Source organism: Bacillus sp. S3, assembly GCF_005154805.1.
GTDB lineage: Bacteria > Bacillota > Bacilli > Bacillales > Cytobacillaceae > Neobacillus.
This window is the reverse complement of the sequence record NZ_CP039727.1, coordinates 2,806,438-2,822,189: the sequence shown is the minus strand read 5'-3', so window position 1 is coordinate 2,822,189 and position 15,752 is coordinate 2,806,438. Positions and strand designations below refer to the sequence as shown.

Sequence of the window (15,752 nt, the reverse complement as noted above, 5' to 3'; positions counted from 1 at the left end):
CCTTTTAAAATCCTTCACCAACACGATAAATTTTCCGCGGCCGTCCCTTAGAGGTTGGAGCTTCTTCCCCAATAATTTCCGCAATACCCTCATCCACAAGACCTGTCAAAATCCTCCTGGCATTTCGTGGTGTCATTTTTAGCCATTCGGCAATCTGGCTGGCGGTAATCGAGCCATTCCCCATTCTTTTCTGTACTGATAAAATTTTATTAAAGGTTGTTATGGATATACCGCTATTTTTCAGCTTGCCACTAATTTCTTTATTCTCTGTCCGATATTGAAAGGAGATGGCTTCTTGTTCTTTCAATGGACCTTCAATCGTCCCGTCATTATCAACGAGAAAGGCGCAAAAGGAATCATAATTTTGCGCATGATTTAAGGCTAGACGGGCATTTTCTTCAGCAGTTAGGGCGGTATCGCCATAACCAATGCCGATATTCGCTGGTAAGTCAGTAATTATTGCTAATGTTTCTAATAACGACCCAATGGGCTTATCGGTCTCCTGAATAGAACCTCTTGTTGAAAAAATAACAAATACACCAGTCCCAATCGTAACGAAGGAACCTGAGATTGATTCTGCAAACTGTAAAATTGCTGCTTGAATCTCTAAATTTAAGCGATGTAAATCGTAAGATACCATATTATGATCTTCTTTTTTCTCCATCCCTTGCACTTTCACTAAAATCGCGGCAATTTGTGATTGCTTAAAATGCATCGTTTCCCATTTTTGAACCGCTGTCGATAAGGTTTCGCGGATGTTGCTTCTTGTGGGAGTTACCCTATATGTGGGAATGTTTTGCAAACGCAGTTGATCATATATGGATCGCAAACAAGTGATACAAATCTCGACTTTCTTATCTTGAAAAAGTTTTTGATGAAAGGAGAGAAGATCTTCAAGCTTAGTTTCTTTTGTAAACTCTTGTATATAAATCTGTTTGCTTGGAATCCCAAGATCGCGGTAGGTTTCCAAAATGTCACGTTCTGCCAGCATATCAATACTTATATTTTCAAGACTTTTCTTATCATTGTAGCCAATATCCACTAAGGTCTTTGTTAAACTAGAACCGTCTAATTTCAGTATAAAAAATGGTTGTTTGACGCCGCTCTTTTGAAATGATTTATAAATTGCCGGTCCTGCAAGGATCCATTGATCAACTAAATGTTGGTTTTTATGTACAATATCAGCTGCTTCTTCAGGTTTTTGATAAATAAAAGGAATAATCTGAAGCCGATCTTTATATTCGGCTGCAATTTCAGATATTAGTCGGACTGAATCATTTGGCCCAATAATTCCAGTTCTTGGTTTCAAAAGAGTTTCCCCCCATGGTAATGATGTTATTTAATTATAGCAATGTCCGATAATTTTAGGTATATATTTCCTCCATACTTAAATTTATCTCATGTATATATAATATTATCAACATAATTATAGTGAATTTTTTGAAAATTCAGTTGACATTGACTTTTTTCCTCTGTATAGTTTCATTTAAGGAACATATTAAGAATAATTCCGTATATTTAAAAGAAAGGACTGTTAGTGAATGAAAGTATCAAAGGAGAATAAAGAGCTGGAACCATTGGTTGAACAAGATCAATTCAAACATGTAATCGGTCATTTTTCCAGTGGGGTTTCGATTATTACGGTGAGAAATAATGGAGTGGATTTTGGAATTACTGCTAGTGCAGTCAGTTCCGTGTCTGTTGATCCGCCAATGCTGTTAGTATGCGTGAACAAAAGTACAGGAACCTGTCATGCAATTTCGGCCGCTGAATCTTTTACGGTAAACATCATGAATGAATCACAGAAGGATCTAGCGTTAAGATTTGCCAGGGCCAATACAGATAAATTTAGTGGTGTTGCTTTCTCATATGGTGTGTTAGGAAATCCTGTGTTAGAAGATACGCTGGCACATCTTGAATGCCGGGTGGTAGAGGAAGTGACAGGAGGGACACATTCTGTCTTTCTTGCAGAAGTACAAAAAGCTCATGCGGCGAATGGGGAGCCCTTAGTGTACTATCGTGGTAAATTTGGTCAATTTAAGGAAGCGTAAGTTTAGATAGAATCTTAGAGTAATTGTTATAAAAGGGGGAAATGATATGACGTTGATGACAGGTAAGCAATATCGTGAATCACTGAATGATGGAAGAGAAGTGTATATTGATGGGGAAAAGGTTCAGAATCTGACTGACCACCCATCATTTAAGCCAATCATTGATGTAAAAGCAAGAATGTATGATATGGCATACGAAGCAAAATATGCTGACACATTAACAACAACCTTACCAGACGGTGAAGTGGTATCTCGTGCATATAAAGCGCCTGAAACGAAGGAAGATTTACGTGCAATTCGCAAGCATGTGGAAACGGTTCTGGATGATCTTGGCGGCGTGGTTTATCGAGTTGGCGATGAAACGATTGGAGAAATGTGGTCGTTATTTGATGCTCAAGATAAATTAAATGAAATTGATCCGACATATACCAAAAATATTAAATACCATATCGACCGGGTCGCAAGGGAAGATCTGTTTCATGTTTCGGCGAACACCGATCCTAAAGGGGACAGAAGCAAATTATTCAGTGGAAAAGACGGCGGAACCTTGCTCCATGTAGTCGAAGAAAATGACCAAGGCATCATCGTAAAGGGAGCTAAATTTGAAACGGCTGCTGCCTACGCACACCAAGCCTTTGTCAAGCCGACAATTTTAGATTGGAATGCCGGTTCTGAAAAAATGGCGCCTTTTGCCTGCGGCTTCATTTGCGATATGGGCTCACCGGGCCTAAAGCATATTTGCCGTACATCCCTTGGTATAGACCGAAATCCGCAAGATTATCCAATTGCCACAAAATTTGAAGAAATTGATACCTTACTAATTTTTGATCACGTTTTAATTCCATGGGAAAATGTCCTTTTCCATCGCTCCTTAGAATCAGCTGCCTATATCCGTTCCACACTTCATCGTTATTCTGCCTTTAATTACACTCTTAGAATGCTGCGCCGGGCCGACTATTTAATTGGGGCCGCTTTATTAAATGTCGAACAAACGGGTTTAACCCATCTTCAAGCAGTAAAGGAAAAAATTTCTCAGTTGATTAATTACCGTGAAGGCATCAATGCCCATCTAACAGCCGCTGTGGCTGAAGCGGAAAGAAGCCCAGGCGGATTAATGATGCCGAACCAATCACTATTGTATACCGGCCGCGTATTTGCACTGGAAAAATTCCCGGCAATGGCCCATTTAACGAGAGAACTAGTCGGCGGCCAATTAGCAGTAACACCGGATTCCGCGACTATGGCAGATCCGGAAATCAAGCAATATTTCGATCAATATTACTCCGTTGGTGAGTGGACGCCTGAGGTCCGTGGAAAATTATTATACTTCGCTAGAGATTTGGTCAATTCCTCTTATGCGGGTCACCGGACAACGTTTGAACTGTTTGCTCAAAGTCCGCCTTTCGCGCAGCAGATGGCTGTGTTTAATAATTTTGATATGGAGCCGCAGCGAAAATTAGTGCTTCATGCTGCGGGATTGAAACAATCTGTACCGGTGACTAGTAAACAGTTGAAATTTGAAAGGAGTTTTTTCATTGGACATTTACACTCCAGGAACATTAAAGCTCCCTAAATCCGCTTTATCCATTGGTGCTCTTGACGGTGTACACCGGGGTCATCAGGCATTATTGTTAAAAACAAAAGAGCGGGCCGAGAAGCTTGGGGTTCCTTTTGTCGTCTATACTTTTGATCCGCCACCGAAGGTTTTCTTTAAAAAATGCCAAATGCTTACTACTCTGGAGGAAAAACTTAATCGCCTTGAAATGCTTGGCGCAGAATATGTTATTGTGGCGAAATTTAACGAAGCCTATACGAAACAAAGCGTTTCTGCTTTTATTCAAGAGATTCAGGCAATCAATCCTGTTGAAATCTGGGAAGGTCCAAACTTTCAATTTGGTAAAGATCGCAGGGGAAGTATTGACGATTTGCAATCCTATTTTAATGTTGGTGTGTTAAGCCCACTTAAATGTGAACAAAATGAATTAATCTCCTCGACACGTATTCGTCATCTATTACAACAAGGAAACTATTTGTCAGCCAATAATTTACTTGGAGACATCCGATGTGTCACAGAAAAAAACTATGCATTGTAAAAAACTGATTACTATTTTGTAAAAATAAAGGTTTGACCAGGAGCAACGATGGGAGTCTTCCTTATTGGTGCTCCCTATTTTTCATGATTGCCTTAATTTAATAAGTTTGAAAGAGAGGCCTGTAATTTGAAAATAAATCTCAAGCGATTACTCCTAGATCTAGAAAAATACGCCGAGTATGGCAAAAATGAACTTGGAGGTGTCACCAGGCCGAGTTTTTCCAAAGCTGACCATCAAGTACGGCAACTGTTTATTGAAGAATTAGAAGAATTGGGCCTGGAAGTAACGGTAGATGGTGCAGCAAATATCTGGGGAAAGCGGATGGGCAATGGGAAACAGAAAGGCAGTATCGTGATTGGTTCCCATTTGGACTCGGTTCCAAATGGAGGTAAATATGATGGCCCGCTGGGTGTACTTATGGCTAAGGAAATTATAAAAACGTTCATTGAAGAAAAAGTTACACTTAATCATGATCTTGAAATCGTGTCATTCACGGCAGAAGAATCCAATGATTTTAATTTATCAACATTCGGCAGCCGCGCTTTTGTCGGTCGTTTAACCACGGATATGCTAAAGGAAGCACGAAATTCAACAGGTGTTTTGCTAGATGATGAATTGAAAAAGGTTGGCGGCGGACTTGATCGTTTCATGATGATGAAAAATATGCAAAGTGGAAAAAAAGCTTTTATTGAGCTTCATATCGAACAAGGCCAAAGGTTAGAAAGTGCGAATATCTCGATGGGGGTTGTCAACAATGTGGTTGGCACGTATCGCAGTCTAGTAAAGGTAAGTGGTGAACCGAACCATTCTGGGACAACGATGATGGTAAATAGAAAAGATGCTCTTGCCGCCGCAGCGGAAATGGTTCTAGAAGTAGAAAGGTATTGCAAGAACAAAGGCGATGTTGTTGGTACAGTAGGCAAATTAAATGTTAGTCCAAATGCCGCTAATATTATTCCGGGACAGGTTGAGTTTGTTTTTGAAGTAAGAGCGGAAACTGAAGAGAAAATCCAAAATACGATAGATGCCATCAACAGTGCTTGGCAGGAGCTTGCAATCAGAAGACAAGTGAACATCCAGCAAGAAATGTTTCTTGATCAAAAACCAGCAGCTTTAGATTATGAGATTATATCGATTCTTAAAAACACTGCTAAGGAAATGGATGAGCCATGTTTGATCCTGCCTAGTATGGCGGTACATGACGCTGCCCATATGGCAAGTATTACTAAATCAGCCATGGTATTTGTGAAAAGTATTGATGGAAAAAGTCATTGCCCTGAAGAGTATAGCCATCCCGACGATATTGAAAAGGCGGGAAATTTAATTTTACAAGGAATTATTCATTTAGACCATGCGCTTTTTCGAACCGGATATTGTGTCCAAGGCGATAAATGAAGGAATTCCGAGTTTGATTCGAGTCCAATAGTTTCTACTCCTAGTAGAGATTATAAGGCTGCTGCTATTCATTTAGCCAGCCTTTTTCAGTTATTATTCTACTAAAATAAAGACGATTCATATCAAAATTAGGTCTATCATTTGGATAATTTAGTAGTTCAAACTCGAGTAGAAAAAATGTTATAGTATTTAAAAAATGATAAATTTATAAAATAAAGAATTTTTAGAAAATTTAATTGACATAAACACAGTGGATTTGTTATTTTTAATTAAAAGAATATTTAAAGAAAAAATCCGTAAATAAATCGTAACTAGATTGTTTGAACGTCAAGGCAACAAAGAGCTAAAATACTCTATTTTTAGGAGGTATCGTATGGCATTAATGACAGGTAAACAATACCGTGAGTCTCTTAATGACGGAAGGGAGGTTTTTATCGACGGGGAAAAGGTTAAGAATATTGCCGAGCACCCATCCTTTAAGCCGATTATTGATGTAAAGGCGAGAATGTATGACATGGCATTTGAAGAGAAACATTCCGAAACGATGACCACCAGACTGGAAGATGGCGAAATTGTTTCCCGCGCATACAAAATGCCTGAAACAAAAGATGACTTGTCTGCTATTCGCAAGCATGTGGAAACGGTTCTGGATGATCTTGGCGGCGTGGTTTATCGAGTTGGCGATGAAACGATTGGAGAAATGTGGTCGTTATTTGATGCTCAAGATAAATTAAATGAAATTGATCCGACATATGCCAAAAATATTAAATACCATATCGACCGGGTCGCAAGGGAAGATCTGTTTCATGTTTCGGCGAACACCGATCCTAAAGGGGACAGAAGCAAATTATTCAGTGGAAAAGACGGCGGAACCTTGCTCCATGTAGTCGAAGAAAATGACCAAGGCATCATCGTAAAGGGAGCTAAATTTGAAACGGCCGCTGCCTACGCACACCAAGCCTTTGTCAAGCCGACGATTTTAGATTGGAATGCCGGTTCTGAAAAAATGGCGCCTTTTGCCTGCGGCTTCATTTGCGATATGGGCTCACCGGGCCTAAAGCATATTTGCCGCACATCCCTTGGTATAGACCGAAATCCGCAAGATTATCCAATTGCCACAAAATTTGAAGAAATTGATACCTTACTAATTTTTGATCACGTTTTAATTCCATGGGAAAATGTCCTTTTCCATCGCTCCTTAGAATCAGCTGCCTATATCCGTTCCACACTTCATCGTTATTCTGCCTTTAATTACACTCTTAGAATGCTGCGCCGGGCCGACTATTTAATTGGGGCCGCTTTATTAAATGTCGAACAAACGGGTTTAACCCATCTTCAAGCAGTAAAGGAAAAAATTTCTCAGTTGATTAATTACCGTGAAGGCATCAATGCCCATCTAACAGCCGCTGTGGCTGAAGCGGAAAGAAGCCCAGGCGGATTAATGATGCCGAACCAATCACTATTGTATACCGGCCGCGTATTTGCACTGGAAAAATTCCCGGCAATGGCCCATTTAACGAGAGAACTAGTCGGCGGCCAATTAGCAGTAACACCGGATTCCGCGACTATGGCAGATCCGGAAATCAAGCAATATTTCGATCAATATTACTCCGTTGGTGAGTGGACGCCTGAGGACCGTGGAAAATTATTATACTTCGCTAGAGATTTGGTCAATTCCTCTTATGCGGGTCACCGGACAACGTTTGAACTGTTTGCTCAAAGTCCGCCTTTCGCGCAACAGATGGCTGTGTTTAATAATTTTGATATGGAGCCACAGCGAAAATTAGTGCGAAAAGCAGCAGGGCTTCAAACCAAAAACGATAAATCATCCATCAGTCTTCCATGATTTGGCAGGGAATGGATGTTTAAGAGATTAGCAAAATGAACGAAGAATGAGGAGGATGTAAATTGGCAAAATCCACACATTTATTAGTGGAAAAAATGGTCATGTTCTTGGTTCTTGCAGTTTTGTTAGTAGGGTGTTCTGCCGCAAATTCATCATCGGGAAATGGCAGTTCCTCTTCAAAAAGTGGCGACACTATCAAAGTGGGATTACAAGCTCCGATGACAGGTGATAATGCCCAATATGGACAGGATATGAAAAATGGCGTTGAACTAGCTTTTAAAAAGATTAATAGTGACGGAGGAATTAACGGAAAGAAACTTAAGTTAATTGTGGGTGACGACAAAGCTACTCCATCCGAGGCAGTTGCTGTGGTAAATAAAATGATCATGAACGACGGGGTGAAAGCGATTATTGGCGGCTATAATTCATCACCAACACTTGCCGCTCAGGATGTTTCAGGACCGGCAAAAGTACTTCACTTGAATATGGGAGCGAGTCCCGATTTATCGAAAACAGGGAATAAGTATCTGTTCCGCGTCATTTTAACAGGATCTGTTTACGTCCCGGCAGTAATGAAATACATGGCTGAAGAGAAAAAGGTTAAGAAAATTGCCGCATTATTTGAAAATACGGATTATGGGATTACGATGTATGATGCTGCCAAAGAATCCACTAAAGAACTTGGTGTAGAATTTATTGCAGCTGAAAAATATAACCCTGGCGATAAAAACTTCTCGGCTCAATTATCAAAGATCAAGACACTCAATGCCGATGCAGTTATGGTTGTTGGGTTATACAATGAAGTTGCCTTAATTGAACAACAAGCTAGACAGGCAGGTTTGCATGTCCAGTTTTTCTCACCAGACGATTCCATGTATTCTGAACAGCTAATCTCATTAGGCGGGGATGCCGTTGAAGATCATATTTTTGCCTCTATGATTGATTTAAATGCAAATACAGAAGAGATGAAAGAATTTAAAAAATTAGCGGAAGAAAATAAGATTCCAGCCCAAGCCAATACGGCGATTGCTTATGATGCGGCCATGGCTCTTGCAAAGGCAATGGCAGAAGGCGGGGATGATGCTGAAAAAGCACGCGACGCTTTAGCTAACATTCAATATCAAGGTATTACCGGACCAATCAAGTTCGATAAAAACGGGGATCGTTCCAATACACCGATGATTATGCAGGTACAAAAGGGTGACTTCGTAGTTATTAAAGAATCAGAATAGGGTGATAACTTGTGTTTGTCGATCAATTAGTGAATGGTATTGTTCTAGGGAGTATATATGCGTTAATGGCCATCGGTTACACAATGGTATGGAATGTGCTTCGTTTTATCAACTTTGCACATGGTGAGGTTTATATGGGAGGGGCATTCGTGTCCCTTTATCTTCTATTATTAGATACACCTATCTGGCTTGCGTACCTTGGAGGAGTATGCGCCGGGGCACTGCTTGGTTATCTCATGGAAAAAATGGTTTATATGAGGATGAGAAACGCACCAAAACTGAATTTATTAATTGCAGCAATTGGAATTTCGATTGTTCTGCAAAATTTGGCCCAATATATTTGGGGGGCGACACCTGAAAGATTAACCTCTCCCTTTCTTTCTAAAAATATTGCTATTGGAGATATGATGATCAATCAGCATTATATTTTCATCATTATCCTTACAATTCTTGTCATGATTGTACTAGAGTTATTTATTAATAGAACGCTGATGGGTAAAGCCGTTCAAGCAGCTTCGCAAAATATTAAAGCAACCCAATTAATGGGAATTAATGCAAATAAGATTATTTCGATTACCTTTGCCATCGGATCAGCCGTCGGAGCACTTGCCGGTATTTTGGTAGGACCGGTGTTTCTCGTTTATCCTACAATGGGTGTTTTTGCCGGTTTGAAGGGATTTACAGCATCCGTTATGGGAGGAATGGGCAATATTCCAGGTGCAATGATCGCCGGCTTATTGCTTGGTATTATTGAAAGCTTCGCTGCTGGGTTCATTTCCTCCGGTTACCGAGATGCGGTTGCAATGGTCATTCTATTAATTATCTTACTTGTGCGTCCTCAAGGGATTTTTGGGAAAATTGTCCAACAGAAAGTGTAAAGGAGGGAGAAGAAATGGAACAAATCAAAAAAACAGGTTTTAGAAAAATCGTGTTTATTTTTGGAGGAATTGCATTATTTCTCCTTCCGCTTGGCATAGCAAATCCTTACATTATGTATGTTATCGATCTTATTTTAATCTATGCCATCCTTTCTTTGGGACTTGATTTAATTGTGGGTTATACAGGTCAGGTTTCCGTGGGGCATGGTGCGTTCTTTGGGATTGGTGCTTATGTAGCTGCGATTATGGCGAAAAGCCTCGGTTTTTCCCTATGGTTAACACTCCCATTTTCGATTGTCGTTACGGCGGTAATTGGGTTTGTTATTGGATTTATTGGGTTGAAATTAATTGAAGAATACCTCGTTATGGCAACACTTGCTTTTGGAACTATTATCTGGCTAGTTTTTCTTAACTGGACAGATTTAACCGGTGGTCCCATGGGGATTGCGGGAATATCAGCACCTCCAACAATTACAATAGGGTTATTTGAATTTCCATTTATCCAATACCATGATTATTATCCCTTGTTATTAATCTTTGTTTATTTAGGTATTTTGATCACATGGCTGATTATCAAATCCGGGTTTGGGCGTGCATGTACCGCCATTCGTGATGATGAATTGGCTGCTCAAGCAATGGGAATTCCTATATTTAAAACAAAAGTTACCATGTTTACCATATCATCAGCCTTTTGCGGTGCGGCCGGTGCCCTTTATGCCCACTTTCTTCATGTGGTCAGTCCGGAAACATTCGCTTTTGGAATGTCTGTCACGATCTTAACCATGGTTATGATTGGCGGGCAGGGCTCGATTGCAGGTGCAATTATTGGAGCGGTCATTCTGACGGTTTCTTCTGAAGCTTTAAGAGAAACACCAGAATTAAGAATGCTGATTTATGGATGCTTGATCGTCATTATGATTATGTTTTTCCCTAAAGGAATTATGGGACTATTCCAAATGTCCAAAAGACGTCTTCAAAAAGGATCAGGTCAAGCAGAAAAAAAGGTGGTAGAGAAAGAGGGGTTGAGTTATGAGCAGTAATCTTGTTAATAATTCAGCTATTTTAACCGTTACGAATCTCTCAAAAGCCTTCGGGGGAGTAAAGGCTGTTAACAATCTATCTTTTTCCGTTACCGAAAACAATATTCATGCCATCATTGGACCAAATGGAGCTGGTAAAAGCACACTTTTTAACCTGATCACTGGAGTGATTACACCCGACGAAGGGAAAATAAAACTAGTCAATCAAAATATCACAGCTTTGAGACCTGATATAATTGCACAGAAAGGTGTATCGCGAACCTTCCAAAATATTCGTTTATTTCCGGATATGACTGTTTTTGAAACAGTGTTGATTGGAACCTATCTGTTGACGGGCGCGAAACTTCTCCCGGCTTTATTTCGAACAAAGAACTTTCGAAACAACGAATACTCTGCCAAAAAGCTGATTGAAGAAATTTTGCATTTTGTAGGGTTGTGGGATATGCGTAATGAATATGCGGCAAAATTATCGTATGGCAACCAAAGACGAGTGGAAATCGCCAGGGCATTGGCAACCAATCCACGGCTGTTATTACTTGATGAGCCAACTGCCGGCATGAATCAGACGGAAACAAACGAGCTTATGGAACTGTTTACGCAAGTCAATAAACAGGGTATCACTATTTTAATTATTGCACATGACATGCATCTCGTGAATGCGCTGTCAAACAAAATCACTGTGATTAATTTTGGAGAAAAGCTGGTCGAAGGTCCTCCTGAAGTGATTCAGAGTCATCCTGCAGTATTGGAAGCCTATATGGGGAGGGCTGAGGTAAATGCTTAATATCTCGAATGTGAGTACCTACTATGGACAAATATGTGCTTTAGATAAGGTCAGTATTAAGGTGGAAGAAAAGGAAGCCGTCTCTGTGATTGGCGCAAATGGGGCAGGAAAGAGTACTTTATTGAAAACAATCATCGGAGAGCTCCGTCCGAAAAGCGGGGATATTCAGCTGTCCGGTAAGTCAATCGCAAATGAAAAAACGTTTAAACTAGTCAGTCGAGGTATGACACTTGTTCCCGAAGGACGGCATGTATTTCCATTACTTTCTGTTTGGGATAATTTGCTTTTGGGGGGGTATACCCTATCTGCAAAGGAACGTCAGCAACGTGCTGAAGAGGTGACAGAACCTTTTCCCATCCTCCGTGAAAGGCGGGAACAATTGGCTGGTCTTCTTTCAGGCGGAGAGCAACAAATGCTGGCTATCGCACGTGCGATGATGACAAGTCCGAAACTATTATTGCTTGATGAACCTTCTATGGGGTTATCACCTAAACTAGTATTTGAAGTGTATGATAAAATCACAGAATTGCATCAGCAAGGTACAACGATTCTATTAGTCGACCAAAACGCGGAAATGGCGATTGATTTTTGCAGCCGAGGCTATGTTTTAATGGCAGGCAGATTGGCTGGTCAAGGGACGAAAAAAGAGTTAAAAGAAAGTGAGCTTGTTCATCGGTCCTATCTTGGATAAAAGAGCAATTAATTTTTTCGCAAACTTGACAATTTTCTGAATAGACTTTATATTATGTTTAAGGACCAAATAAGGATTAATTCCTTAAATGACTAGAGGAGAGGATGATCAAGGATGTCAGTTCATGGTGAAACCAAAAAGGTAGAAATTCAAAGATTCCGTAAATTCAAAACAGACCAGTATTATCCAAAACATTTAGGAAAACCGGAGCACCATATTGTAAATGAATTTAGTATGGCAGTAAGAGCAGGAAATCGGATTTTCTTAAGGGGACAGACAGGATTTGATTTAGATGGAAACTTTCATGGTGTTGGAGATGTAGTCGAGCAGGCAGAAATGGCTTGTACTTGTGTGAAACAGCTAATCGAAGAGGCTGGCGGTACGATTAATGATATTTGTAAAATAACAGTCTACTTGATGCACCGCGAAGATCGAAGCAAAGTTTATCCGGTTATCGGGAAACATTTCAAAGATGTTTATCCATGCAGCACAGGATTACTAGTCAGCGGTTTTGCCATGCCTGAAATGTTAATGGAAATTGATGTCGAGGCAGTAATTAGCGAATAATATAGTTTTTTTACTGATTATTATTACTATTGTTATAGTGAAAATAGTGATAATAAGTTGAATAATTGTGTCACCAAGGAGGAATTTAATGACATTTTCAGTAGCAGGACGTTGTGCTGCCACGGGTGCATTTGGAGTCGTTGTTACGTCCAGCAGTCCATCTGTTGGGGCAAGATGCCCATGGGTGAAAACAGGTGTCGGTGCTATTTTAACACAAAATGTGACTGATCCACGGTTAGCAGCAATTGGTTTTTCAGTTTTAGAAAATGGTTATGATGCGGAAGCGGCGATTCGCGCAATGAAGGCAACATCACCATTTCCGGATTACAGACAGTTGGCGGTAGTTGATGCAAACGGAAAACCAGCTGCCTTCACTGGTTCGAATGCATTAGGTGTACATGGTGAGTTTTGCGCGCAAAATGTTGCCAGCATCGGTAATTTGCTAAGTGACCCTGATATTCCGGAAGCCATGGGCCGAGAATTCCTACGGACAGAAGGGCAGCCTCTGACTGAACGGTTAATTGCTGCAATCGAAAAGGGGTTCCAAATGGGCGGGGAGCTGGATCAAGAACGCTCTATAGGACTTCTTGTTTTTACAGACGAACCGTTCGCCTATGTTGATTTACGAGTGGATTTTAGTGAGCAGCCGCTTGAGGATTTAAAAAAGCTTTGGGAAATCTACGGTCCACAGGCAAACGATTACAAAGTAAGGGCAGTCATCCCTGAAATAGCTCCATCCTATGGGGTAAAAGGTGACGAGTAATAGATTGTAATAAACCTTTAAAGCATGGTGCCTGTTCCGCTTTGATTTAATTGTCATGCGGAGACAGGCACTATTTGTTTCTTCTATTATTTGTCTAGCAATTCAGGATTAATCAAATTTTTAGGTCGATTGCCCGTAAGTCCCGCCAGCAAATTTTCAACAGCCAGGTTTGCCATTTTCAGTTCTGTTTCATGAGTGGATGAACCAATATGTGGTGTCGTTACCACATTAGGGAATTGTAGTAATGGATGATCCGGCTGGATTGGCTCGGTTCGGAATACGTCCAATGCTGCACCGTGAATCTCTTTATTTCTTAATGCCTCAATCAGTGCCGTTTCATCTACTGTTTTTCCACGTGAGCCATTCACAAAAATACATGAGTTCTTCATCAGCTTAAATTCGCGTTCCCCAATCAAATTCTCGGTTTCTGGTGTGAGGGGGGTCATTAAGCAAACAAAATCAGCTTCTTTAAGTAATGTATCAAGGTCACAGTATGTAGCATTATATCGCTCCTCTGCTGAAGCGTTGCGAGAACGGTTGTGATATAAAATGTTCATATCAAAACCGAAATGGGCACGTTTTGCAATGGCTGAACCAATTTTTCCCATTCCAATTATTCCTAAAGTTTTATGATGGACGTCAATTGCATATTGTTCTGTGGTTAAATGCTGCTTCCAATTTCCTGTTTTCACAAAGTGGTCTAATTCCGGGATCCTTCGTGCAGCTGCAAGAAGAATGCCGAAAATGGCGTCGGCTGTTGTATTCTCGAGTACGCCGGGTGTATTTGTCCCCATTACGCCCCGTTTCGTCATTTCTTCAATCGAAAGATTATTGTAGCCGGTAGAGTTATTTGAGACTATCTTTAAATTGGGTGCAAGATCTAGGAACTCCTGATCAACGGGAAGCGCCAGGCCCACAATCCCTTCTACTTCCTTTAGGGCAACTAAGAAGGAGGTATCTGTTTTTGGATCAATCCCATCAAATATTTCAACCTCAAATTTGTCCTCCAATTTTTTTAAGGCTTCGGTTAATACAAAGTTATAGGCAATGACTTTTCTCTTCATGAGCAAAATGACTCCTTCCACAAGATGATGTGATTGAATATTGACATTATGTTTCTAAATTGACATAAAGATTCGAGTGAGTCAACAATTCTGAAAATGAGAAAAATGGAAATATCATCATTTTGATTTCAAAATAGGCCTAAAGCACTATTTTAATTATATTTGACAAGTTTATTGGTCCCTCCTAATAAGAATAAATACGACAGATAGAAAATGAATAAAGGGGGATGTTTTCAATTTGAAGAAGAGAAGTTTATTTCTATCATTGGTCTTTCTTTTAGTGATGTCAATGTTTCTAGCTGCCTGTGGCAGTAAGGAGGAAGGCGGGAAAAAAGAGGGTTCAGGCGACGCGAAAAAAGCAGAAGAGAAACCAAAATTCATTAGTATTCTAACTGGGGGAACGGGTGGTACCTATTATCCACTAGGTGGATCGTTTGCGAAAATTATTAAAGATGAAACAGGTATTGAGGCAAATGCGGAGACATCAGGTGCTTCAGCGGAAAACATGACAACCCTGAAAAATGGTGATGCTGAAATTGCTTTTTCACAAACCGATATTGCTTCCTATGCGAATCAAGGAACATTAATGTTTAAGGACAAAAAAGTGGACAATGTAAAAGCGATTGCGACCCTTTACCCGGAAACGATTCAAATCGTTACTACGAAAAAGTCTGGGATTAAGTCTGTAGAAGACCTAAAGGGAAAAAAGGTTTCTGTCGGTGCCCCTGGATCTGGAACAAATCCAAATGCTGAACAAATACTCGAAGTCCACGGGATGACGTTTGATGATATTAAGAAACAAGATCTATCTTTTGATGAATCTACTCAAGGCATTCAAGATGGGACCATTGATGCAGCATTTGTAACAGCGGGAATCCCTACTGGCGCTGTTGAAAGTCTATCAGCAACAGAGGATGTTGTCATCATCCCAATAGCTCAAGACAAAATTGAGGCCTTGATTAAAAAGTACCCATATTACATTAAAGACGAGATTCCCGCTGGAACATACGGGTTAGAGGGGGCAGTTTCAACGGTAGCAGTTCAAGCGATGCTGGTGGCAAGGAGCGACCTTTCAGAACAAGTAGTTTACGATATTACGAAGGCTATCTTTGAAAATCTTGATAAAGTGACACATGCGAAAGGGAAATTAATCAAAGTAGAAAATGCGCTTAACGGTGTGGGAATTGAAGTCCATCCAGGAGCAAAAAAATATTTTGACGAAAAAGGGGTAAAAGCACAGTAAGCTGTGAATCCATTTATATCATCAAATGTTGACCGGCAGCAGAAGAGCGTGCCGGTCTCCTTTTCTCCGGTTTTTGGAATGATGTAAAGATTGAAAAGGTGTAAG

General features: G+C 40.3%; 15 protein-coding genes. 13 read left to right on the top strand and 2 right to left on the bottom strand.

What is annotated here, in order from left to right; genetic code table 11:
- Positions 1–4: 4 nt before the first annotated feature.
- Complete coding sequence (locus FAY30_RS13535) at positions 5–1,309, bottom strand: helix-turn-helix domain-containing protein (protein ID WP_149870372.1); 1,305 nt, start codon at positions 1,307–1,309, stop codon at positions 5–7.
- Positions 1,310–1,541: 232 nt separating this feature from the next.
- Here FAY30_RS13535 and FAY30_RS13530 point away from each other — a divergent pair, with 232 nt between their 5' ends.
- The 12 genes from FAY30_RS13530 to FAY30_RS13475 all read left to right on the top strand — a co-directional run bounded on the left by FAY30_RS13530 (position 1,542) and on the right by FAY30_RS13475 (position 13,340).
- Positions 1,542–2,051, top strand: a complete 510-nt coding sequence (locus FAY30_RS13530) for a flavin reductase family protein (protein ID WP_149870371.1) — start codon at positions 1,542–1,544, stop codon at positions 2,049–2,051.
- A 46-nt stretch (positions 2,052–2,097) separates the two neighbouring features.
- A complete protein-coding gene (locus FAY30_RS13525; protein WP_149870370.1) occupies positions 2,098–3,624 on the top strand; it encodes a 4-hydroxyphenylacetate 3-hydroxylase family protein in 1,527 nt (508 codons plus the stop codon).
- Entirely contained in the window at positions 3,587–4,144 is a 558-nt protein-coding gene (locus FAY30_RS13520) for an FAD synthetase (protein ID WP_149870369.1), read from the top strand. Before FAY30_RS13525 ends, FAY30_RS13520 begins: the two co-directional genes overlap by 38 nt.
- Positions 4,145–4,270: 126 nt before the next feature.
- Positions 4,271–5,539 (top strand): allantoate amidohydrolase, encoded by a 1,269-nt coding sequence (locus FAY30_RS13515; protein WP_149870368.1) that lies wholly within the window; start codon positions 4,271–4,273, stop codon positions 5,537–5,539.
- A 373-nt stretch (positions 5,540–5,912) separates the two neighbouring features.
- Positions 5,913–7,385 (top strand): 4-hydroxyphenylacetate 3-hydroxylase family protein, encoded by a 1,473-nt coding sequence (locus FAY30_RS13510; protein WP_149870367.1) that lies wholly within the window; start codon positions 5,913–5,915, stop codon positions 7,383–7,385.
- Positions 7,386–7,447: 62 nt separating this feature from the next.
- On the top strand, positions 7,448–8,617 hold the full coding sequence (locus tag FAY30_RS13505; protein WP_223820777.1) for an ABC transporter substrate-binding protein: 1,170 nt from the start codon (positions 7,448–7,450) through the stop codon (positions 8,615–8,617).
- An 11-nt stretch (positions 8,618–8,628) separates the two neighbouring features.
- Positions 8,629–9,495 carry a branched-chain amino acid ABC transporter permease gene (locus FAY30_RS13500; protein ID WP_149870366.1) on the top strand — a complete coding sequence of 289 codons (867 nt, stop codon included), beginning with the start codon at positions 8,629–8,631 and terminating at the stop codon, positions 9,493–9,495.
- A 14-nt stretch (positions 9,496–9,509) separates the two neighbouring features.
- Positions 9,510–10,535, top strand: coding sequence for a branched-chain amino acid ABC transporter permease (locus tag FAY30_RS13495; RefSeq protein WP_149870365.1), 1,026 nt, complete (start codon positions 9,510–9,512; stop codon positions 10,533–10,535).
- Positions 10,525–11,319, top strand: a complete 795-nt coding sequence (locus tag FAY30_RS13490) for an ABC transporter ATP-binding protein (RefSeq protein WP_149870364.1) — start codon at positions 10,525–10,527, stop codon at positions 11,317–11,319. The genes FAY30_RS13495 and FAY30_RS13490 overlap by 11 nt, the downstream gene beginning before the upstream one ends.
- Positions 11,312–12,010, top strand: a complete 699-nt coding sequence (locus FAY30_RS13485) for an ABC transporter ATP-binding protein (protein WP_149870363.1) — start codon at positions 11,312–11,314, stop codon at positions 12,008–12,010. The genes FAY30_RS13490 and FAY30_RS13485 overlap by 8 nt, the downstream gene beginning before the upstream one ends.
- A gap of 114 nt (positions 12,011–12,124) precedes the next feature.
- Positions 12,125–12,577: a Rid family hydrolase gene (locus tag FAY30_RS13480; RefSeq protein WP_149870362.1), complete on the top strand. Its 453-nt coding sequence runs from the start codon at positions 12,125–12,127 to the stop codon at positions 12,575–12,577.
- Positions 12,578–12,665: 88 nt separating this feature from the next.
- Positions 12,666–13,340, top strand: coding sequence for a DUF1028 domain-containing protein (locus FAY30_RS13475; RefSeq protein ID WP_149870361.1), 675 nt, complete (start codon positions 12,666–12,668; stop codon positions 13,338–13,340).
- Between the two features lie 86 nt (positions 13,341–13,426).
- Here the strand turns inward: FAY30_RS13475 and FAY30_RS13470 are convergent, their stop codons facing one another.
- Positions 13,427–14,404, bottom strand: a complete 978-nt coding sequence (locus FAY30_RS13470; RefSeq protein ID WP_149870360.1) for a 2-hydroxyacid dehydrogenase — start codon at positions 14,402–14,404, stop codon at positions 13,427–13,429.
- 238 nt (positions 14,405–14,642) lie between these two features.
- Between FAY30_RS13470 and FAY30_RS13465 the strand changes: the two genes are divergently transcribed.
- Positions 14,643–15,647, top strand: a complete 1,005-nt coding sequence (locus tag FAY30_RS13465; RefSeq protein ID WP_149870359.1) for a TAXI family TRAP transporter solute-binding subunit — start codon at positions 14,643–14,645, stop codon at positions 15,645–15,647.
- The last annotated feature ends 105 nt before the right edge of the window (positions 15,648–15,752 follow it).